Origin of the sequence: Caballeronia sp. INDeC2, from assembly GCF_023631325.1 — a bacterium.
Classification (GTDB): Bacteria; Pseudomonadota; Gammaproteobacteria; order Burkholderiales; family Burkholderiaceae; genus Caballeronia.
On sequence record NZ_JALQDG010000015.1, the window covers coordinates 1 to 21,372 of the forward strand.

Below are 21,372 nucleotides of genomic sequence, written 5' to 3' on the forward strand. Positions count from 1 at the left end.
CATTACCAGCTCCGAAGAACCGGCCGCACCCAGCAATCAAGCGCCCACACTTATCGGCTGTTAGTTTTTAAAGAGCACATCGCAGGACAGTCACTACCTCACCACCGTCTTGCGTCGCTGCATCAGCAGCAGAGAAACGAGATTATGAACAACCCACCGGTTCGTGTCAACAAGAATTTCAAGCTTTCGTTTCTTGCCAACCGCTCAGCACCTTCTACTGCCTGCCCCGAGCACACCACCGATGCCGCCCACTCCCGCTTCCTTCGCGTTCATCGAATCGCGAAGGAACGGAATTCTAGTGAGTGCGATCGAGAACCGCAAGTGCTTTTTTCGAACGAGATCAGCGATGCTTGAAGACGGGTTTTCGCTTCTCGACAAACGCCGCCATACCCTCCTTCTGATCCTCCGTGGCGAAGAGCGAATGGAACAAGCGCCTTTCGAAATGCACGCCCTCGGCGAGCGTGGTCTCGTACGCGCGATTGACTGCCTCCTTGGCCATCATCACGGCGGGAAGCGAAAAGCCGGCGATGATCGTCGCGGCCTCGACTGCCTCGTCGAGAAGCCGATCCGCCCCGACGACGCGCGACACCAGCCCCGCACGCTCGGCCTCGCTCGCATCCATCATGCGCGCGGTCAGGCACAGGTCCATCGCCTTGGCCTTGGAAACGGCGCGCGGCAAGCGCTGAGTGCCTCCCGCGCCGGGAATCACGCCAAGCTTGATCTCGGGTTGACCGAACTTGGCGGTATCGGCGGCGATGACGATGTCGCACATCATCGCGAGTTCGCAGCCGCCGCCGAGCGCGAAGCCAGCGACCGCCGCAATGATGGGCTTGCGAATCGTGCGGATCGTTTCCCAATTGCGCGTGATGTAGTCGCCCTTGTAGACATCCATATAGGAATAGCTGGCCATCATGCCGATGTCGGCTCCGGCCGCGAAAGCCTTCTCGCTGCCGGTCAGGACGATCGCGCCGATGTTCCCGTCGGCGTCGAAGGCCTTGAGCGCGGTGCCCAGTTCGTTCATCAGCGCATCGTTGAGCGCATTGAGCGCTTTCGGACGGTTCAGCGTAATCAGCCCAACCCGATCGCGCGTTTCAACCAGCAGATTCTCATAAACCATTCGCTCCTCCGGGATCCTCAGGTAAGCCCTAATGAAAAGACGTCGTCACTGTATCTCGATAATGCTAACATCACCAACCAACCGGTCGGTTAATTATTCGACCCGGCACCTTTTCCTCGTACTCTTCTCGCGACCATGACACATCCGCTATTCACGAAGCACGAAGCGACGCTCGACAAAGCGCTCGCAGCCATCGAAACGCGCGGCTACTGGAGCCCGTTTGCCGAAATGCCGAGCCCCAAAGTGTACGGGGAAACAGCCAACGCCGACGGCGAAGCCGCGTTCAAGGCCCACTTCGACAAGACCTTCGAACTCGATCAGCCTTCGACGGGCGAGACGGTCGGGAAGGAGCGGTCGCCGTTCGGCGTTGCGCTCGACATCCGCTATCCAAAGGCCGATCCCGACGCGCTCATCCGAGCCGCAGCCGACGCACAAGCGGACTGGCGCTCCGCCGGCCCGCAAGCCTGGGTTGGCGTCAGCCTCGAAATCCTGTCGCGTTTGAATCGCGCCAGTTTCGAGATCGCCTACAGCGTGATGCACACGACCGGCCAGGCGTTCATGATGGCTTTCCAGGCTGGCGGCCCGCACGCGCAAGACCGCGCGCTGGAGGCCGTGGTCTACGCGTGGGACCAGTTGCGCCGTATTCCCGCCGAAGCGCACTGGGAAAAGCCGCAAGGCAAGAACCCGCCGCTCGCGATGCAAAAGCGCTTTTCCATCGTCCCGCGCGGCACGGGCCTCGTGCTCGGCTGCTGCACATTCCCCACCTGGAACGGCTATCCCGGCATGTTCGCCGATCTCGCGACCGGCAACACTGTCATCGTCAAGCCGCACCCCGGTGCGATTCTGCCGCTCGCAATCACGGTCCGCATCGCGCGTGAAGTGCTTCGCGAGGCGGGATTCGATCCGAACGTCGTCACTCTGCTCGCGACCGAACCCAACGACGGCGCGTTAGTTCAAGAACTGGCCGTGCGTCCCGAAATCAGGCTGATCGATTTCACGGGCAGCACGCAAAACGGCACCTGGCTCGAACGCAACGCGCATCAGGCGCAGGTCTACACGGAAAAGGCCGGCGTCAATCAGATCGTCATCGATTCCGTGGACGATATGAAGGCCGCAGCGCGCAACATCGCTTTTTCGCTCGCCCTCTACTCGGGCCAAATGTGCACCGCACCGCAGAACATCTACGTGCCGCGCAATGGCATCCGCACTGCCGACGGGCAATTGAGCTTCGATGACGTCGCGAAAGCCCTCACGAGCGCCGTCGAAAAGCTGGCATCCGATCCGGCACGCGCTGTCGAACTCACGGGCGCAATCCAGAACGAAGGCGTCGTGGAACGCATCGCCGAAGCGCGCAAACTCGGCGATGTCCTGCTCGACAGTCAATCGCTCGCGCATCCGGCGTTTCCGAACGCGCGCGTGCACACCCCGCTCATGCTCAAGTTCGACGCGCGCACCGACGAAGCCAAATTCACCAGGGAATGGTTCGGTCCGATCTCGTTCATCGTCGCCACCGACTCGACCGCGCAATCGCTCGAACTCGCCGGCTCGATCGCACGCACGCACGGCGCGTTGACGTTGTCGGTCTACAGCACCGACGACAAGACGATCGAAGCCGCGCATGAAGCAGCCATCGAAGGCGGCGTCGCGCTGTCGATCAATCTCACGGGCGGCGTGTTCGTCAATCAGACGGCTGCGTTCTCCGACTTCCACGGAACGGGTGCGAATCCGGCAGCCAACTCCGCGCTCTCCGACGCAGCTTTCGTCGCCAACCGTTTCCGCGTGGTTCAAAGCCGTGTTCATGTTGCTCCCAAGGCTGCGCCGGCGGAAGTCGGCCAAACGGCATAAGCCAAAACACACACGCGCAAAGGCCGAATCGCCGTGCAAACGGCTTATGCCATTCGGCCTAATGGAAAGCAGCCGGCCGCGCGGCTAGTATCGGGATGTAAGGAAACCGGTCAGTACCGCCGCCGCAGCCAGATTCGGCGACAGAGGAGGAGCAATGGCAGAAAAGTCCGTGTTGGTCCATGTCGATGCGCAAACGCGCGTCGCGACGTTGACGCTCAATCGACCCGACAGGCTGAACAGCTTCACGCGCGAGATGCATCGCGAACTGAATCAGGCGCTCACTGGAATCGAGGCGGGCAATGCGCGCGCGTTGGTCATTACCGGCGCGGGCCGCGGATTTTGCGCCGGCCAAGATCTCGCAGATCTGGACTTCACGCCCGGCTCGATGTCGGATCTCGGCGACCTGATCGACGAGTACTTCAATCCGCTCGTGCGAAGACTTCAGACGATGCCGCTGCCTGTCATCGCCGCTGTGAACGGCACCGCCGCCGGCGCGGGCGCTAATCTCGCGATGGCGTGCGATCTCGTCGTCGCGGCGCGATCGGCGAGCTTCATCCAGGCATTCGTGAAGATCGGCCTCGTGCCGGATTCGGGCGGAACGTGGCTCTTGCCGCGCCGTGTCGGTGAAGCGCGCGCGCTCGGGCTTGCGCTGACAGGTGAAAAGCTCGGCGCGGAGAAAGCGGAGGCTTGGGGCATCGTGTGGCGCGTCGTCGACGACGCCGAGTTGCCGCAAGCGGCAGCGCAATTGGCCGCGCAACTCGCGCAGCAGCCGGCGCGTGCGGTCGTCGCGATCAAACAGGCGATCCGCGCGAGCGTCAACAAGACGTTCGACGAGCAGCTCGACCTCGAACGCGATCTGCAGCGCGAGCTGGGTGCTTCGCCCGATTACATCGAGGGTGTCGCCGCGTTCAAGGAAAAACGCGCGCCGCGCTTCGAAGGACTGTGAGAACCGAATCAATCTGGAGAGACCTGTGACGCCACAACAACTCGCGGAAGCCACAGCCAAGGCCATGTACGAAGCGGACGCATGCACGCGCGCACTCGGCATCGAGCTGATCGAAGTGCGGCCCGGCTATGCGCGGCTCCAAATGGACGTGCGCCCTGATTTTCTCAACGGTCATGCGATTTGCCACGGCGGCCTGATGTTTACGCTCGCGGACTCTGCATTCGCGTTTGCCTGCAATTCGTACAACGTCAGCACCGTCGCCGCGGGTTGTTCGATCGAGTTTTTGCGTCCCGTCCGAGGCGGCGATCGTTTGACTGCCGAAGCGATCGAGCAGACCTTGAGCGGCCGCACAGGCATCTACGACATCCGCGTCACGAATCGGGAAGGCGATGCGGTCGCCATGTTTCGCGGCAAATCGGCGCAAATTCGAGGCACCGTGATCCCCGCGTGACGGGACTCGTCCAAATGACGGACGTGGCGGGAAAAAGCCGCGCCGCACAGTCAGCATCAAGGAGACAGCAATGACCACACCGCTGCCGCTCGAGCCGATCGAGAAGGCAAGCCGCGACGAACTCGCGGCGCTGCAACTCGAACGCCTCAAATGGACGCTCAAACACGCGTACGAGAATTCCCCGGTCTATCGGCGCAAGTTCGACGAAGCCGGCGTGCACCCCGACGACGTCACTTCGCTTTCGGATCTCGCGCGGTTCCCCTTTACCACCAAAAAGGATCTGCGCGATAACTACCCGTTCGGCATGTTCGCCGTGCCCCAGGAGCGCATCTCGCGCATTCACGCGTCGTCCGGCACGACGGGCAAGCCCACGGTCGTCGGCTATACGTCTCAGGATCTCGACACTTGGGCGAACCTCGTCGCGCGTTCGATTCGCGCAGCCGGCGCGCGACGCGGCGACAAGGTTCATGTGAGCTACGGTTACGGACTTTTCACCGGCGGACTCGGCGCGCATTACGGTGCGGAGCGCGCGGGCCTCACGGTGATCCCATTCGGCGGCGGCCAGACCGAAAAGCAGGTGCAACTGATCCAGGACTTCCGGCCCGACATCATCATGGTTACGCCGAGCTACATGCTCTCGATCGCCGATGAACTCGAGCGCCAGGGCATCGAGCCGGCGGCCTGCTCACTGCGCATCGGGATTTTCGGCGCCGAGCCGTGGACGAACGACATGCGTCGCGCCATCGAGGCGCGCATGGGCATCGACGCCGTCGACATTTACGGGCTCTCGGAAGTGATGGGGCCGGGCGTGGCGTCCGAATGCGCGGAAACTAAGGACGGCCCGACGATCTGGGAAGACCATTTCTATCCCGAGATCATCGATCCGGAAACCGGCGAAGTTCTGCCCGACGGCGAATTCGGCGAACTCGTGTTCACGTCGCTCACGAAAGAAGCGCTGCCGATCATTCGCTATCGCACGCGCGATCTGACGCGCCTGCTGCCCGGCACCGCTCGCACGATGCGTCGCATGGAGAAAATCACGGGCCGCTCCGACGACATGATGATCGTGCGCGGCGTGAACGTCTTCCCGACGCAGATCGAAGAATTACTGCTCAAGCGTCCGGTGCTCGCGCCGCACTATCAGATCGTGCTCACTAAGGAAGGTCCGCTCGACGTCCTCACGCTGAACGTTGAGCCTTGTCCGGAATCGGCGCCGGACACCGCGGCGCTCGACGGCGCGAAGGCCGCGCTCGCCTACGACATCAAGGCCCTGATCGGCGTAAGCGCCGTGGTGAACGTGCTCGCTGTGAACGGCATCGAACGTTCGGTTGGCAAGGCGCGGCGCGTGATCGATCGGCGCAAGCTGACGCCATGACGTAAAAAGCTCGCGAGCCATGACAGCCGCGAGCTTTTTTATCGCCGATGAAAGCGCGCAAGAATCAGGTGTTCGGCAACAGCAGCCACATCCTGCCGCCCTGCTTCATCCGTCCGGCGAGATCGCCGGCATCGTCGCCGAGACCCCAGAAGTAATCCGCGCGCACGCCGCCCTTGATTGCCGTCCCGGTGTCCTGCGCGAACACGAGGCGGTTCATCGGTTGATTGCTGAGCGGGCGCGTCGTCTGAAGGAAGACGGGTGTGCCGAGCGGGATCGCCGAAGGATCGACCGCGATCGAACGTTCGGGCGTCAAGGGCACGCCGAGCGCACCGACGGGCCCGTCGCCAAGGCTAGCTGGGATCGTTTCGTTCGTGGGCATCTCACGGAAGAAGACGAAGCGCGGATTCACGTCCAGCAGCGCGTCGACACGCGCCGGGTTCGCCTTCGCCCATGCCTTTATGCCTTGCATGGTCGCCTGCGCGGGCGTGAGTTCGCCGCGATCGAGCAGTTCCTTGCCGATCGACCGGTACGGTTGATTGTTCGTGCCGCCGAAGCCGACGCGCATCACGCTGCCGTCTTCCATCGTCACGCGTCCGGAACCCTGCACCTGCAGGAAAAACACTTCGATCGGATCGTCGACCCACACGAGCTCGTTGCCGTTCAATACGCCCGAACGTTCGAGCTGCGCCCGCGTAGGCAATGCGGAGCCGGGCTTATAGCGGTACGGCCAGCGATACAGCGCGTACTGATACGGCCCGTGGCGCGTGCGCGAGCCACGCAACAGCGGTTCGTAGTAGCCGGTCACGAGGCCGTCCAGCGAGCCGTCAGTATTGGCAAGCTGGAAGGGCGTGAAGTAGCTCTCGAAGAAGCTGCGCGCCGCCGACATGTCGAGGTCGTCGAGCCGCAACGCCGCCGCGCACGCCTTCTGCCAGTTGGCCTGCCGCGCGAGCCGGCTGCAGTTTTGACGCAGCGCGGCTGTCGCGCCGATCAGCGAATCGTCCTGCCAGCCCGGCACCTGCTGCCAGCTCACCGCGGTCAGCCGCGACGCAGCGCGCTGTCCGGGAACGGCCGGTGTGCCGGTCGCCGTATTCGGGCCCGGCTTCACGTAATTGCCGCCTCCGCACGAGGCGAGCAGGACAGCGGTTGCAATCGATGCGGCCCAGGCCGCTGCTCGCGCGGTCGGCCGCACGAAACGCATACAATGCTCGTTCTTGATGGGAACCGCCATGTCTGATCTGTTCGACGAATATCCAATGCTTATTTTTGCGCTCGAGTCGCTCGTGGCGCTCGCCTTGCTGATCTTCATCGTCGTGTGGACGGCTTCGGGCAAGAAGAAGAACCAGAACCGCTCGAACGATCCGGCGAAACGGCGCTAAGCGCCACGTGCCGCGGTGCCTGCTAGTGGAGCGTGCGCGGCATATGCAACGCGAATTCCGCTACGGGCGCCTCGAAACGCTCGCCATCTTCGGCCACGCAGAAATACTCTCCGCGCATCGTGCCGACCGGCGTCGCGATCACTGCCCAGCTCGTGTATTCGAACTGCTCGCCCGGAGGCAGAAGGGGCTGATGCCCAACGACGCCGAGCCCTTTCACTTCCTGCACGTGATCGTTGCTGTCGGTGATGATCCAGTGCCGCGAAATCAACTGCGCCGCGACCTGGCCGGTGTTGCGAATCGTCAACGTGTAAGCGAACGCGTACTGTCGGCTATCCGGGTCGGACTGTTCCGGCAAATACCGCGTCTCCACGGAAACGCTGAATTCGTACTGGCTCATCGTGGTTCCAATTCCAGTTCAACTGCTCGCTGCGTCACCGGACCAAAGCGCGAAAAAAACGCGGACGAAAAGCGCGCGGGCGCGCCTCTATTGGTCTGGCATTCTGCTTGATGCGAGCGGCGCCCGCAACACGATTGGCGTCCGAGGCCACGTCGGCGCGCCCTTCATAGGCCATTCGGACGAGGGACTCAAAAGAAAACGCGAGTTAAAATCACTGCTTTAGGCCGCTACCCGCACACGTCCATGGCGCACTTCCACATCGCTCCCAGTATCCTCTCCGCCGACTTTTCCCGCCTCGGCGAAGAAGTCCGCAATGTCGTCGCCGCCGGCGCCGACTGGATCCACTTCGACGTCATGGACAACCACTACGTGCCGAATCTGACGATCGGCCCGTTGGTGTGCGAAGCCATCCGCCCCCATGTGGACGTGCCCATCGACGTGCATCTGATGGTGCGCCCGGTCGACCGCATCGTGCCGGATTTCGCGAAAGCCGGCGCCAATGTGATCAGTTTTCATCCGGAAGGTTCGGATCATATCGACCGCACGCTGTCGCTGATCCGCGATCACGGCTGCAAAGCCGGCCTCGTGTTCAATCCGGCGACCCCGCTGATCTACCTCGACCACGTGATGGACAAGCTCGATCTCGTGCTGATCATGTCGGTGAATCCGGGATTCGGCGGGCAATCGTTCATTCCTGAGGCGCTCAACAAGGTGCGCGAGGCGCGCGCGCGCATCAATGCGTATCGCGATCGCACGGGCCGCGAAATCCATCTGGAAGTCGACGGCGGCGTGAAGGTCGAGAACATCGCGGAAATCGCCGAAGCCGGCGCCGATTCGTTCGTCGCGGGCTCCGCCATTTTCGGCAAGCACGACTACAAGCAGGTCATCGATGCGATGCGCGCGGAACTGGCCAAGGTCGGATCGGGAGCGCAGGAATGAGTGAACTTGCAGCGGCGCAGTCGCCTTTCGTGAACCGTCCGATCCGGGCCGCCATCATCGACCTCGACGGCACGATGGTCGACACCGCCGATGACTTCGTCGCCGCGCTGAACGCGATGCTCGCGCGCATCGGCATTGCACAGCCGGTGACGCGCGACGAAGTCACGGGCTACGTCGGCAAGGGTTCGGAGAATCTGATTCGCAGCGTGCTCGCGGTGCGCCTGTCGCCGTTGCAAGCAGTTGGGCAATTCGACGACGCGCTCGCGATCTATCAAAGCGAATACGCGAAGGTCAACGGCAAGCATTCGGCGCTCTTCCCGGAAGTGAAGGAAGGCCTCGAAGCGATGCGCGAAAGCGGCGTCGTTCTTGCGTGCGTGACCAACAAGCCGCACCGGTTCGCCGTAGAGTTGCTCGCGCACTTCGGCATCGCGGACTTTTTCAAGGTGATTCTCGGCGGCGATTCGCTGCCCGCGAAGAAGCCCGATCCGCTGCCGATGCTCACCGCATGCGAACGCCTGGACGTCTTGCCTCGCGAAACCGTGGCGGTCGGCGATTCGGAGAACGATGCGCTCGCGGGCCGTGCCGCCGGCCTCGCGACGTTGACCGTTCCGTACGGTTACAACCATGGGAAAATTGTGCAATCGGTGAAATCCGATGGTATAGTTTCCTCGCTGCGCACCGCAGCGCTGGCGATTGCCGCCACTCTGGCGCCGCCGGATGCAACACTCACCGAATAAGTCCATCCATTCATGTTTCTCAACAGAAAACGGAGTCTGAGCAGCATCGACCGGGGAGCCTGGCCCTGGCGTCGCTGGTCGCGCTAACCTCGCCCGAGGTTCGCTGAAGCCATGTTGCGTTTCGCTTCATTTGCTTCAGCATCCGTTTTTTGTTTCGCTGCGCATTCCGCGCCGTCCCGTTGATTCGCTGTATATCGAGCCTCGCTCAGGCACGCGTCGTGTCGTGCTGCGCGAGCCGCCTTTTCCGCTTCGGCAATTCGAAGCGGTGGGGCCGTCGTATGCGATCATCACGGGATTCGACCGACCGCAGCGCCCTGCACTTCCCGATGCCGCGCCACCCTTAAAAGCGCGCGTCGCTCAAGGATCGCAACATGACCGAACTCGAATTCCAATCGCTGGCTAACGAAGGCTACAACCGCATTCCGCTCATCGCCGAAGCCCTCGCCGACCTCGAAACGCCGCTCTCGCTCTACCTCAAGCTCGCGCAGACCGAGCGCAACGGCGCGAACTCGTTCCTGCTGGAATCCGTCGTGGGCGGCGAGCGCTTCGGGCGCTACTCGTTCATCGGCCTGCCGGCGCGCACGACCGTGAGCGTGCAGAACGGCAAGACGCAAGTCGTTACCGACGGCAATGTCGTCGAGACGGATGAAGGCGATCCGCTCGCGTTCATCGAGCGATTTCAAAAGCGCTTCAAGGTCGCGACGCGTCCGGGCTTGCCGCGTTTCTGCGGCGGTCTCGCCGGCTACTTCGGTTATGACGCGGTGCGCTACATCGAGAAAAAACTTGCGCACACCGCGCCGACCGACGATCTCAACCTGCCCGACATTCAGCTGCTGCTGACGGAAGAAGTCGCGGTCATAGACAACCTCGCGGGCAAGCTCTATCTGATCGTCTATGCCGATCCGACCCGGCCCGAAGCGTATGCCAAAGCGAAGCATCGTCTGCGCGAACTACGCGCGCGTCTGCGTGTGACGGTTCAACCGCCGGTGACGTCCGCGAGCGTGCGCACCGAAACGTACCGCGAGTTCAAGAAGGAAGACTATCTGAACGCGGTGCGCAAGGCGAAGGAATACATCGCGGCGGGCGAGCTGATGCAGGTACAGGTCGGCCAGCGGCTCATCAAGCCGTTCCGCGACAATCCGCTTTCGCTATATCGCGCGCTGCGTTCGCTGAATCCGTCGCCGTACATGTACTACTACAACTTCGGCGGCGAAATGCACGTCGTGGGCGCGTCGCCGGAAATTCTGGTGCGTCAGGAAAAGCGCGCGGACGATCGCATCGTGACGATTCGTCCGCTCGCCGGCACTCGTCCGCGTGGCAACACGCCTGAGCGCGATGCCGAGCTTGCCACCGAACTGCTGAACGATCCGAAGGAAATCGCCGAACACGTGATGCTGATCGACCTCGCGCGCAACGACGTCGGCCGCATTGCGCAGACGGGCTCGGTTTCGGTGACGGACAAGATGATCATCGAGAAGTATTCGCACGTGCAGCACATCGTGAGTTCGGTCGAAGGCACGCTCAAAGAGGGCATGAATAACTTCGACGTGCTGCGTGCAACCTTTCCCGCCGGCACGCTGTCCGGCGCGCCGAAGGTCCGCGCGATGGAACTGATCGACGAACTCGAGCCGGTCAAGCGCGGTTTGTATGGCGGCGCAGTCGGTTATCTGTCGTTCAGCGGCGAAATGGATCTCGCGATCGCGATTCGCACCGGCCTGATCCACAAAGGCAATCTCTACGTGCAGGCAGCAGCGGGCGTCGTCGCCGATTCGGTGCCCGAATCCGAATGGCAGGAAACGGAGAACAAGGCGCGCGCCGTGCTGCGCGCCGCCGAGCAAGTGCAAGACGGCCTCGACAGCGACTTCTGAGGAGACAAGACCATGCTGCTGATGATCGACAACTACGATTCCTTCACCTACAACCTGGTCCAGTACTTCGGCGAGCTCGGCGAGGACGTGCGCACGTATCGGAACGACGAAATCACGCTCGACGATATCGCGAAACTTAATCCCGCACGCATCTGCCTCTCGCCGGGACCGAGCAATCCGCAGCACGCGGGCATCACGCTCAACGTACTGCGCGAATTCTCCGGCAAGCTGCCGATTCTGGGCGTGTGCCTCGGTCATCAGGCGATCGGCGAGGCGTTCGGCGGACGCGTCGTGCGCGCGCAGACAATCATGCACGGCAAGGTCAGTCAGATCGAGACAGACTGTAAAGGCGTGTTCGCGGATCTGCCCAAACACTTCAACGTAACGCGCTATCACTCGCTGGCAATCGAGCGCGAGTCTTTGCCCGACTGTCTCGAAGTGTCCGCATGGACGCCGGACGGCGAAATCATGGGCGTGCGTCACAAGGAACTCGAAGTGGAAGGCGTGCAGTTCCATCCGGAATCGATTCTTTCCGAACACGGCCACGCGCTTCTCGAAAACTTCGTGAAAAACTCCTCGACCGGGAAGCGGGCTTAACAACATGACCATCACCGCACAGGAAGCGCTGCAACGCACGATCGAGCATCGCGAGATCTTTCACGACGAAATGCTGCATCTGATGCGCCAGATCATGCGCGGCGAGATGTCGCCCGTCATGGCTGCCGCGATCATCACCGGCTTGCGCGTGAAGAAGGAAACCATCGGCGAGATCGCGGCCGCCGCGACTGTGATGCGCGAGTTCGCGAATCACGTCGAAGTGGAAGACAACTCGCACTTCGTCGATATCGTCGGAACTGGCGGCGACGGTTCGCACACGTTCAATATCTCCACCGCGTCGATGTTCGTCGCCGCCGCGGCGGGCGCGAAGGTCGCGAAGCACGGCAATCGCGGCGTGTCGAGCAAATCGGGCAGCGCGGACGTGCTCGAAGCGCTCGGCGTGAACATCGATCTGACACCGGAACAAGTGGCCGCATCGATTGCCGAAACCGGTATGGGCTTCATGTTCGCACCGAACCATCACCCGGCGATGAAGAACATCGCGCCCGTGCGCCGCGAACTCGGCGTGCGGACCATTTTCAATATTCTCGGGCCGCTGACGAATCCGGCCGCCGCGCCGAATCAGCTTCAGGGCGTGTTTCACGAAGACCTCGTCGGCATTCAGGTGCGCGTGATGCAGCGTCTCGGCGCGAAACACGTGCTCGTGGTCTACGGCAAGGACGGCATGGACGAAGTGTCGCTCGGCGCCGCGACGAAAGTCGGCGAACTGAAAAACGGTGAAGTGACCGAGTACGAGATTCATCCGGAGGATTTCGGCCTGCAGATGGTGTCGAATCGCTCGTTGAAGGTGAAGGACGCGCAGGAATCGAAGGCCATGCTGCTCGGCGCGCTGAACAACAAGGCGGGCGTGGCGCGCGAGATCGTCACATTGAATGCCGGTACGGCGCTTTATGCTGCGGATGTCGTCGATTCGATCGACGCCGGCATGGCCGCCGCGCGCGAGGCGATCGAGAGCGGCGCGGCGCGCGAGAAGATCGAAACGCTCGTGAAGTTCACGCAGCAGTTTGCGAAGAAATAACGGAAGCCAACATGAGTGACATTCTGGATCGCATCATCGCGGTCAAGCGCGAGGAAATTCGCGCCGCGGAACAAAGCGCGCCGCTCGAAGAGCTGAAGCTCGAAGCCAGTGCGCGCGACCTGCGCGATTTCGTCGGCGCGTTGCGGGCGAAGCATGCGGCGAATCAGGCGGCAGTCATTGCCGAAGTGAAGAAAGCGAGTCCGTCGAAAGGCGTGCTGCGCGAGAACTTCGTGCCCGCCGACATCGCGCGCTCGTACGAAAAAGGCGGCGCCGCGTGCCTTTCCGTGCTCACCGACGTGCAGTTCTTCAAGGGCAGCGTCGCGTATCTGGAGGAAGCGCGCGCCGCGTGCAGCCTCCCGGTGCTGCGCAAGGACTTCATCATCGATCCTTATCAGATCATCGAGGCGCGCGCGATGGGCGCGGACTGCATTCTGCTGATCGCCGCCGCGCTCGAACTCTCGCAGATGCAGGATCTCGAAGCCTACGCGCACTCGCTCGGGCTCGCGGTGCTGGTCGAAGTGCACGACGCCGACGAACTGCGCGACGCGCTCACGCTGAAGACGCCGCTCATCGGCATCAATAATCGCAATCTGCGCACGTTCGAAACGACGATCGACACGACCATCGGCATGCTGGAATCGGTGCCGGACGACCGCATCGTCGTGACGGAATCCGGCATTCTGTCGCGCCTCGACGTCGACCGGCTGCGCGCGATGCGCGTGCACACGTTCCTCGTCGGCGAAGCGTTCATGCGCGCCGACGATCCGGGCGTGGAACTCGCGCGCATGTTCTTCTGATTTAACCGACAGGAACCGCATGGGCATCGAACGGGAACTCAAGCTCGCGCTCGCGCCGTCGCAACACGACGACGTCGCGCGTTTCTTCGACGAACGCACCGGGGCAGGCAAGCCGATCGAGCTTGCCAACGTCTATTTCGACACGCCGGATTGCGCGCTCGCAAAGGCGAAGTCCGCGCTGCGCCTGCGCCGCACGCCGGAGCAATGGCTGCAGACGTTCAAGACGCTCGGAAAATCGGTCGCGGGCTTGAGCAATCGTCACGAGTGGGAACTGCCCGTCAAAGGCGAAGCGCTCGAAATCGACGCGCTGATCGCCGCCTGCGACAACGACGCCGCGCGCGAAGCGCTGCAACGCGCCGCGCCCGATCTGATCGCGCTCTTCAAGACCGACTTCAGGCGCATCGTGTGGGATATCGAGCGTGAAGGGTCGCAGATCGAAGTCGCGCTGGATCTCGGCCATATCACCGCCGACGTCGACGGCGAAACGCGTCGCGCGGACATCAGCGAGCTGGAGCTGGAACTGAAATCCGGCGAAGAATCCGCACTTTCTATGCTCGCGGCGGAATTGCGCGGTGCATTTCCCGAGCTCGTTCCCGAAGATCTCAGCAAGGCGCAGCGCGGATATCTGCTGCGCGAACAGCCCGAAAAAATCCGCAACGCCCGAGCATGAGCCGACAGCCTTCCCTCTTCGCGGACAACGAAACCGCGGTTGCGTCGCCTTTCACGACGCTCGAAAGCCAGTTCGCGGCGCTGCCCGCCGACTGGCGCAAGCATCTGAAGCCTTTCATCGACGGCAAGCATTACGCGGCGTTGTGCGCATTCGTCGATGCCGAGCGCGCCGCCGGCAAGACGGTTTATCCCGCCGATGTCTTTCGCGCGCTGCGTCTCACGAGTCCCGCCGACGTGAAGGTCGTGATTCTCGGGCAAGACCCGTATCACGGCGAGGACAAGGGCGCGCCGCAAGCGCACGGCCTGGCGTTCTCGGTGCCCGCGCCGGTGCGTCCGCCGCCGTCGTTGCGCAACATCTTCAAGGAAATTCACGCGAGTCTCGGTTTTCCTGCGCCCGCGCACGGCTGTCTCGATTCATGGGCGAAGCAAGGCGTACTGCTGCTCAACACGTCGCTGACCGTGGAGCGAGATAAAGCGGGCAGCCACGCGAAACGCGGCTGGGAGCAATGCACCGATACACTGATCCACGAAATGGCGCAGCGTCACGACGGGCTCGTGTTCATGCTTTGGGGAGCGCACGCGCAGGCGAAGCGCGGTTTGATCGAAGGCACAGGGAAATCGCATTGCGTGCTGGAGGCGGCGCATCCTTCGCCGCTGTCGGCGTATCGCGGATTTTTCGGCTGCGGGCATTTCGCGCTCGCGAACGAATATCTGACAAAGCACGGGCGCGATGCGATCGACTGGCGCTTGCCCGCCGAGCCGGAATTGCTCGCTTGAAAACAAAAAACCCCGCATCTGCGGGGTTTTTGCTTGAAATCAGCGACGCTTAAACAGCCGCAATCGCCTCACGCGCCGACGCCAGCGCCGCGCCAGCCACTTCCGGCCCCATGTTCAGGCCTTCGGCGTAGATGAAGCTCACGTCGGTCATGCCGAGGAAGCCGAGGAACGTCGTGAGGAACGGCGTCTGCGAATCGTTCGGCGTGCCCGCGTACTTGCCGCCGCGCGCCGAGACCACGAACACCTTCTTGCCCTTCACGAGGCCCTCTGGACCGTTCGCGGTATAGCTGAACGTGATGCCGGCACGCGCGATCCAGTCGAAATACGTCTTCAGTTGGGACGAGATGCCGAAGTTGTACAGGGGCGCTGCGATCACGACGATATCCGCCGCCTGCAACTCGGCGATCAGCGCTTCGCTCTTCGCGTTGATCGCGGCTTGTTCCGCGCTGCGCTGATCGGCGGGCGTGAAGAACGCGCCGAGCGTGGCGTCGTCGAGGTGCGGAAGGTTGTCGCCCAGCAGATTGCGCACGACGAGCTTTGCGCCCGGGTTGCTTTGTTGCAGTTTCGCGGTCAGTTCGTCGGCAAGCAGCGTCGATTGAGCACCTTGCGAACGGGCGGCGGAGTTGATTTGCAGAATCGTCGTCATGATGGCTTCCAGTTCCTTGATCGGGTTTCGGGCACCGTCGGCGCCCGGCTTAGGAAGCATTCTTCGTTTTTCGACGCCCGAGAAAAAGCCGTGCGGTCGTGACGGATCGTTGCATCGGTAGAACAATCCGCCGACCGCTCCGGAATCAGCCTTTCAGCCAGCGCTCGCGCCATTGTTTCGACGGGCCGCGTCCGTCGATGGCCGTCAGCACGTAACGCGCGATTTCCGGCCCGTCGAGCTTGACCTCGGTGCGGCGCAGCTCGTCGCGGCGGAACGCGTGCACGTCGACCTTCGCGCCCGGCAGATAGCGCGACAGCAGCGCGTCGAGATTGGAGCCGGTCACGCGCAGTCCGTCGATCGCGACGAGCACGTCGCCCGCCGACAATCCCGCCTTCTGCGCCGCGCTGCCTTCATGGACGACGGCGAGCGTGCAGTCGGCGCCGCCCCGGACGCGCGCGCCGAGCGACGGCTTGACCGACGCACCGTTGCCCGGCAAATCGGGCGCCATCGCGATGCCGAACGACTCGAACAACGCATCGAGCGGCAGATCGCGCGTGCCGCGCACGCCGTCGCGGAAGAGCGAGCGCAGGTCCGCGCCGGTCGCTTCCGCGAAGAGCGCCTCGACGTCTTCCTCCCGAATGCCGCGCGCCTTGCCGTTGTAGAAATCGCGCCCGTAGCGCTGCCACAGGAGACGCATCACGTCGTCGAGCGATTTGCGGTTGTCGGTTTGCGCGCGAATCGACAGATCGAACGCCAGCGCGACGAGCGAGCCCTTCTGGTAATAGCTGACGATCGCGTTCGGCGCGTTCTCGTCGGCGCGGTAGTACTTCACCCATGCATCGAACGAGCTTTGCGCGACCGACTGCTTGAAGCGCCCCGTGCCGCGCAGCACACTGCCGATCGTCTTGCCGAGCAGACTGAAGTAGTCGCCCGCCGAAATGAGGCCGCTGCGCACGAGCAGAAGATCGTCGTAGTAGGACGTGAAGCCTTCGAAGAGCCACAGCAGCGTCGTGTAATTTTCCTGCGACAGATCGTACGGCGCGAACGCCGCCGGCTTGATGCGCTTCACGTTCCACGTATGGAAGTACTCGTGGCTGCACAGGCCGAGATACGTGCGATAGCCTTCGGTCGTTTCCGGGCGGCCCTGCACGGGCAGATCCGTGCGATTGCAGATCAGCGCCGTCGATGCGCGATGCTCGAGTCCGCCATATCCATCGCTGACGGCGACGGTCATGAACACGTAGCGTTCCACCGGCGCCTTCTTCGTGCGCGGCTCGAAAAGCGCGATCTGCGCTTCGCATATACGCTTCAGATCGGCGGCGAGCCGGTTCATGTCGAGATTGACGACGCGCCCCGAGATCACGATGTCGTGCTTGACGCCGTGCGCGGTAAAGCTGCCGAGCGCGAATTCGCCGAGCGTGACGGGTTGATCGACGAGTTCGTCGTAGTTCGCCGCTTCGTAGCTGCCGAAGCCGTAGCGCTTCGTGCCGCGCGCTTCGGCAAGCGCGGTCGCGACGCGCCAGTTGCGATACGCGCCGCCCGGCGGCGGCTCGATATCGACGATGCACGGCGCGGCCGACTGCCCTTCCACCGCGAGGAACGTGCTCGTCCCGTTGAAGAACCCGATGGTGTCGTCGAGATGCGCAGCGCGCACCGACATGTCCCACGCGTAGACCTCGTAGCGCAGCGTGATCGGTCCGTCGGCCGGTGCGGCTTGCCATGCGTGCTTGTCGATCTTTTCGATCGCGATCTTGCGGCCCGCCGCGTTGAACGCCTGCAGCGTCACGATATTGCGGGCGAACTCGCGAATCATGTAGCTGCCCGGAATCCACACCGGCAACATGAAACGTTGGCCAGCGGGGTCCGGCTGCGCGACGGTGAGCGTCACTTCGAAGAGATGCGCGGCGGGATTTTTCGGAACGATGCGGTAGCGGACGGGCTGCATCGTTTGCATGAGCGTAGTCATCTCGATGTCCTTGTTCTTGTTCTGGGCGCGCCTGGCCACGCCCGGCGCCTTGCTTCTTTACGCTGCGCTTTCGCAAAAGCAAGGCCGTAAAAACACAGGAGGCGCATGGCGCGCCTCCCTTCCTCGTTCGCGCCGCGCTCAATGCACGGCGGACAGTTCCTTTTCGAGCCGGTCGGCGGGCACGGCGCCCGGGAGACGCCGGCCATCGGTGAGAAACACGGTCGGCGTGCCGGTGACGTTCATCGAACGGCCGAGCTTCAGGTTCTTGTCGATGGCGGTCGTGTCGCACGATGCCGTCATGGTCGGCGCCTTGCGGTCGAGCATCCAGCTTTCCCACGCGTTCGCGCGATCCTGCGAGCACCAGATCGACTTCGACTTGGCCGTCGAATCGGGCGACAGCACCGGATACAGGAAGGTGTAGACCGTCACGTTGTCGATCGATTTCAGCGTCGATTCGAGCTGCTTGCAGTACGGGCAGTTCGGATCGGAAAACACCGCGATCTTGCGCTTGCCGTTACCCTTCACGACCTTCACCGCGTTCTCGAACGGGAGCTTCGTGAAGTCGATCTTGTTGGTCTCAGAGAGCCGCGCCTCGGTGAGATTCTTGCTGCTGCGCGTATCGACGAGATCGCCGATCAGCACGTAGTTGCCGGTCGCATCGCTATAGACGATCTGCGAGCCGAGATTCACTTCGTAGAGTCCCGGCACGGGCGTCTTCTGGATGCTCTTGATGGTGGCGTCGCCCATGCGCGATTCGAGCGTCGACTTGATCTTGTCGGTGGTTTCATCGGCCTGCGCCGAACAGCCGATGCCGATCGTCACGGCAAGCGCAGCGGCCGTCGCGAGGGCGATGCGAAAGGTGTTTTTCATGCGGTTTCCTGTGAGTCGCTTGAGCGTAGCGCGAGCGTCGCGCCTGTGGAATATCGATGGACTGTTTCAGCCGAGCGCCGCCGACACCAGCCAGCGCTTGACGAGCGGCTGCGCGCCGACGAACGCCATGCCCGTGTTGCGGACCGCCCGCGCGAGCGTGCCCGGCACGGAAAAGAGCCGCTGAAGGCCGTCGGTCGCGAACATGAGCTTCTGGATGTCTTCCCGGCGCGCGCGTTCATAACGGCGCAGCAAAATCGGATCGCCGAGATCGCGGAACGACTCCTTGTTTGCGATGACATCCGCGAGCGCGGCCACGTCGCGCAGGCCGAGGTTCATGCCCTGCCCCGCGAGCGGGTGAATCAGATGCGCGGCATCGCCGACGAGCGCGACGCGCGGCGCGATCAGCTTGTCGACGGTTTGCAGCCCGAGCGGAAAGCCCTGCGCGGACGTCACGCAATCGAGCGTGCCGAGCATGTTTTGCGTCGCCTGTTCGACCTGCGCCGCGAGTTGCGCGGGATCGAGCGCGAGCAGTTCGTCGGCGTGTTCCGTGCGCGCCGACCACACGAGCGAGACGTGATCGCCGGGCAACGGCAGCAGCGCGATGATTTCCGTATCGCGGAACCATTGATACGCCGTTTCGCCGTGCGGCCGCTCGGCCCGGAAATTGGCGACGACACCCGTCTGCCGATAATCGCGCCGGTTCATCTTCGCGCCCATTTGCGCGCGCACCCACGAATGCGCACCATCCGCGCCGACGATGAGATCCGTTTCGAGCATTTCGCCACTCGCGAGCGCGACATGCGCGGCGTCGGCCTCGATCGTCATGCCCTGCGCGCGCGATTCGAACCACGAGAGGCTCGGCTGAAAGCGCAACGCGGCATCGAGCGACTGTTCGATCAGCGACGACTCCACGATCCACGCGAGTTGCGGCACCGACGCCTGGAACGCCGAGAAGTGCAGTTCCGCGTGGGCGTCGCCGAAAACGCGGATGTCGAACACCGGACCGAGACGCGAGCGATCGAGCGCCTGCCAGACGCGCAGCCGCTCCAGCAGCGCCTGCGAGCTCGAGGACAGCGCGTAGATCCGGGAATCGAACGCTGCGCCCGGCGGCAGACCGGCGGCACGAGACGCGACGAGCGCGGTGCGCAGACCGGATTGCGCGAGCGCGAGCGCGGCCGTCTTGCCGACGAGCCCGCCGCCGACGACGACGGCGTGAAATCTGAGGGGGTGCGAAGTCATGCGGGCATTATAGCCGTGGGGTTCGAACGGGTTTGCAGGCCGCGGGCGCCGCTTGCGCCCGCCGGCACGGCGGTACAATAGCGGTTTGCCCGGCCGCCTGACGCGGCCGCAGCGTGGCGGGCGGTTCTCGCCCGCTCATTGCGCACCATTTTTGACGAAACCCGCGCGACCCGCGCCGTCTCACCAGTTCGAAGGATCCCATGAGCCTCCAATGCGGCATCGTCGGCTTGCCCAACGTCGGCAAGTCCACACTTTTCAATGCTTTGACCAAGGCGGGCATTGCCGCCGAGAACTATCCGTTCTGCACGATCGAGCCGAACGTCGGCGTGGTCGAAGTGCCGGATCAGCGTCTGAACGCGCTCGCCGAGATCGTGAAGCCCGAGCGCATCCTGCCGGCTGTGGTCGAGTTCGTCGATATCGCGGGTCTCGTCGCGGGCGCATCGAAGGGCGAAGGCCTCGGCAACCAGTTTCTGGCGAACATCCGCGAGACGGATGCCATCACGCACGTCGTGCGCTGCTTCGAAGACGAGAACGTGATTCACGTCGCGGGCAAGATCGACCCGATTGCGGATATCGAAGTCATCAACACCGAACTCGCGCTCGCCGATCTGGCGACGGTCGAGAAGGCGTTCACGCGTTATTCGAAGGCGGCGAAGTCGGGCAACGACAAGGAAGCGGCGAAACTCGTCGCCGTGCTCGACAAGGTGCGCGCCCAGTTGGATCAGGCGAAGCCGGTGCGCGGTCTCTCGCTGACCGACGAGGAAAAGTTGACCATCAAGCCGCTGTGTCTGATCACGTCGAAGCCGACGATGTACGTCGCGAACGTGAAGGACGACGGCTTCGAAAACAACCCGTATCTCGACGCGGTGCGCAAGCACGCGGAAGCGGAGAACGCGCCGGTGGTCGCGGTGTGCGCGGCGATCGAAGCGGAAATCGCCGATCTCGACGATGCCGACAAGCAAGACTTCCTCGCCGACATGGGCATGGACGAGCCGGGCCTGAACCGCGTGATTCGCGCGGGTTTCAAGCTGCTCGGCTTGCACACGTACTTCACGGCGGGCGTGAAGGAAGTGCGCGCGTGGACGATTCATATCGGCGATACGGCGCCGCAGGCCGCGGGCGCGATCCACACGGATTTCGAACGCGGCTTCATTCGCGCGCAGACCATTTCGTTCGATGACTACATCGCTTATAAGGGCGAGCAAGGTGCGAAGGAAGCCGGGAAGATGCGGGCGGAAGGAAAGGAGTACGTCGTGCATGACGGGGATGTGATGAACTTTTTGTTCACCCGCACATAAGGGGGTATGGACATCCACCCCAGAGCTTGGTCACCTATGGACATCAGCCATAGGTTTCCACGCCAAATTCCTCGCTCTATATTTGGCACTCAGGCACTTGCGAGACATCCGCATTGCACGATTTCCGCGAACCAATGCGACTCTGCGTCGCTCGCCGGTCAACGGCAAACTCATCGTAAATAATCATTGGGCAAGCCGGCAACGCCGGCGCGTCAGTCTCAAGTGTGTGGAACTTCGGAACCGCCGTCAGGCGGCTGTCCACACCCTTGTGGTGTGGGCAGCGAAGTTGTGCACACGGGGAAGTGGCACGGGTCACGAGTAGACTGCTGCTTACGACTCGTTCTTCGTAAGCGGCTCGTCTCGACCGTTGTAGGGGGTGACCTCAGTACGCAGCACAATGATGTCCATCACTTTCGATTGATG

22 protein-coding genes are annotated in these 21,372 nt (G+C 62.8%); 15 read left to right on the forward strand and 7 right to left on the reverse strand.

The window, feature by feature from the left end; translation table 11 throughout:
- Nucleotides 1-354: hypothetical protein (locus tag NCS28_RS11860; protein WP_250514013.1), on the forward strand; the 354-nt coding region annotated here is incomplete at its 5' end.
- On the opposite strand, the gene NCS28_RS11865 is transcribed toward NCS28_RS11860, so the two are convergent.
- A complete protein-coding gene (locus NCS28_RS11865; RefSeq protein WP_250514014.1) occupies nt 341-1,117 on the reverse strand; it encodes an enoyl-CoA hydratase in 777 nt (258 codons plus the stop codon). The genes NCS28_RS11860 and NCS28_RS11865 overlap by 14 nt on opposite strands.
- A 135-nt stretch (nt 1,118-1,252) precedes the next feature.
- Between NCS28_RS11865 and paaN the strand changes: the two genes are divergently transcribed.
- The 4 genes from paaN (at nt 1,253) to paaK (ending at nt 5,734) form a co-directional block, all read left to right on the forward strand.
- On the forward strand, nt 1,253-2,962 hold the full coding sequence (gene paaN / locus NCS28_RS11870; RefSeq protein ID WP_250514015.1) for a phenylacetic acid degradation protein PaaN: 1,710 nt from the start codon (nt 1,253-1,255) through the stop codon (nt 2,960-2,962).
- A 154-nt stretch (nt 2,963-3,116) separates the two neighbouring features.
- The gene (gene paaG / locus NCS28_RS11875; protein WP_250514016.1) at nt 3,117-3,908 is read left to right on the forward strand and encodes a 2-(1,2-epoxy-1,2-dihydrophenyl)acetyl-CoA isomerase PaaG; all 792 of its coding nucleotides are present in this window, start codon (nt 3,117-3,119) and stop codon (nt 3,906-3,908) included.
- Between the two features lie 64 nt (nt 3,909-3,972).
- Nucleotides 3,973-4,359 carry a hydroxyphenylacetyl-CoA thioesterase PaaI gene (paaI, locus tag NCS28_RS11880; RefSeq protein ID WP_250514031.1) on the forward strand — a complete coding sequence of 129 codons (387 nt, stop codon included), beginning with the start codon at nt 3,973-3,975 and terminating at the stop codon, nt 4,357-4,359.
- Nucleotides 4,360-4,429: 70 nt separating this feature from the next.
- Nucleotides 4,430-5,734 carry a phenylacetate--CoA ligase PaaK gene (paaK, locus tag NCS28_RS11885; RefSeq protein WP_250514017.1) on the forward strand — a complete coding sequence of 435 codons (1,305 nt, stop codon included), beginning with the start codon at nt 4,430-4,432 and terminating at the stop codon, nt 5,732-5,734.
- Between the two features lie 64 nt (nt 5,735-5,798).
- On the opposite strand, the gene mltA is transcribed toward paaK, so the two are convergent.
- Complete coding sequence (mltA, locus tag NCS28_RS11890) at nt 5,799-6,962, reverse strand: murein transglycosylase A (protein ID WP_502801181.1); 1,164 nt, start codon at nt 6,960-6,962, stop codon at nt 5,799-5,801.
- Between mltA and NCS28_RS33535 the strand changes: the two genes are divergently transcribed.
- Nucleotides 6,961-7,110 (forward strand): hypothetical protein, encoded by a 150-nt coding sequence (locus NCS28_RS33535; protein WP_033536109.1) that lies wholly within the window; start codon nt 6,961-6,963, stop codon nt 7,108-7,110. The two genes, mltA and NCS28_RS33535, sit on opposite strands and share 2 nt — an antisense overlap.
- Nucleotides 7,111-7,132: 22 nt before the next feature.
- On the opposite strand, the gene apaG is transcribed toward NCS28_RS33535, so the two are convergent.
- Nucleotides 7,133-7,507, reverse strand: a complete 375-nt coding sequence (gene apaG, locus NCS28_RS11895) for a Co2+/Mg2+ efflux facilitator ApaG/CorD (RefSeq protein WP_035510926.1) — start codon at nt 7,505-7,507, stop codon at nt 7,133-7,135.
- Nucleotides 7,508-7,750: 243 nt separating this feature from the next.
- On the opposite strand from apaG, the gene rpe reads away from it, so the two are divergent.
- From rpe to NCS28_RS11935, 8 genes are all read left to right on the forward strand, one after another.
- Nucleotides 7,751-8,446, forward strand: a complete 696-nt coding sequence (gene rpe, locus NCS28_RS11900; protein ID WP_250514019.1) for a ribulose-phosphate 3-epimerase — start codon at nt 7,751-7,753, stop codon at nt 8,444-8,446.
- Nucleotides 8,443-9,183, forward strand: a complete 741-nt coding sequence (locus tag NCS28_RS11905) for a phosphoglycolate phosphatase (RefSeq protein ID WP_250514020.1) — start codon at nt 8,443-8,445, stop codon at nt 9,181-9,183. Before rpe ends, NCS28_RS11905 begins: the two co-directional genes overlap by 4 nt.
- A gap of 371 nt (nt 9,184-9,554) precedes the next feature.
- Nucleotides 9,555-11,051, forward strand: coding sequence for an anthranilate synthase component I (trpE, locus tag NCS28_RS11910; protein WP_250514021.1), 1,497 nt, complete (start codon nt 9,555-9,557; stop codon nt 11,049-11,051).
- A 12-nt stretch (nt 11,052-11,063) separates the two neighbouring features.
- Nucleotides 11,064-11,648: an aminodeoxychorismate/anthranilate synthase component II gene (locus tag NCS28_RS11915; protein ID WP_250514022.1), complete on the forward strand. Its 585-nt coding sequence runs from the start codon at nt 11,064-11,066 to the stop codon at nt 11,646-11,648.
- Between the two features lie 4 nt (nt 11,649-11,652).
- Entirely contained in the window at nt 11,653-12,687 is a 1,035-nt protein-coding gene (gene trpD, locus NCS28_RS11920; RefSeq protein ID WP_250514023.1) for an anthranilate phosphoribosyltransferase, read from the forward strand.
- A gap of 11 nt (nt 12,688-12,698) precedes the next feature.
- Nucleotides 12,699-13,484, forward strand: a complete 786-nt coding sequence (trpC, locus tag NCS28_RS11925; RefSeq protein ID WP_250514024.1) for an indole-3-glycerol phosphate synthase TrpC — start codon at nt 12,699-12,701, stop codon at nt 13,482-13,484.
- A 19-nt stretch (nt 13,485-13,503) separates the two neighbouring features.
- Nucleotides 13,504-14,154: a CYTH domain-containing protein gene (locus tag NCS28_RS11930; RefSeq protein ID WP_250514025.1), complete on the forward strand. Its 651-nt coding sequence runs from the start codon at nt 13,504-13,506 to the stop codon at nt 14,152-14,154.
- On the forward strand, nt 14,151-14,930 hold the full coding sequence (locus tag NCS28_RS11935; RefSeq protein WP_250514026.1) for a uracil-DNA glycosylase: 780 nt from the start codon (nt 14,151-14,153) through the stop codon (nt 14,928-14,930). The genes NCS28_RS11930 and NCS28_RS11935 overlap by 4 nt, the downstream gene beginning before the upstream one ends.
- A 49-nt stretch (nt 14,931-14,979) precedes the next feature.
- On the opposite strand, the gene NCS28_RS11940 is transcribed toward NCS28_RS11935, so the two are convergent.
- The 4 genes from NCS28_RS11940 to NCS28_RS11955 form a co-directional block, all read right to left on the reverse strand.
- Nucleotides 14,980-15,576 carry an FMN-dependent NADH-azoreductase gene (locus tag NCS28_RS11940; protein WP_250514027.1) on the reverse strand — a complete coding sequence of 199 codons (597 nt, stop codon included), beginning with the start codon at nt 15,574-15,576 and terminating at the stop codon, nt 14,980-14,982.
- A 145-nt stretch (nt 15,577-15,721) separates the two neighbouring features.
- The gene (locus tag NCS28_RS11945; RefSeq protein WP_250514032.1) at nt 15,722-17,521 is read right to left on the reverse strand and encodes a M61 family metallopeptidase; all 1,800 of its coding nucleotides are present in this window, start codon (nt 17,519-17,521) and stop codon (nt 15,722-15,724) included.
- A 159-nt stretch (nt 17,522-17,680) separates the two neighbouring features.
- A complete protein-coding gene (locus NCS28_RS11950; protein ID WP_250514028.1) occupies nt 17,681-18,412 on the reverse strand; it encodes a DsbC family protein in 732 nt (243 codons plus the stop codon).
- A gap of 66 nt (nt 18,413-18,478) precedes the next feature.
- Nucleotides 18,479-19,651, reverse strand: coding sequence for a UbiH/UbiF family hydroxylase (locus tag NCS28_RS11955; protein WP_250514029.1), 1,173 nt, complete (start codon nt 19,649-19,651; stop codon nt 18,479-18,481).
- A gap of 200 nt (nt 19,652-19,851) precedes the next feature.
- On the opposite strand from NCS28_RS11955, the gene ychF reads away from it, so the two are divergent.
- Nucleotides 19,852-20,949 (forward strand): redox-regulated ATPase YchF, encoded by a 1,098-nt coding sequence (gene ychF, locus NCS28_RS11960; RefSeq protein WP_250514030.1) that lies wholly within the window; start codon nt 19,852-19,854, stop codon nt 20,947-20,949.
- The last annotated feature ends 423 nt before the right edge of the window (nt 20,950-21,372 follow it).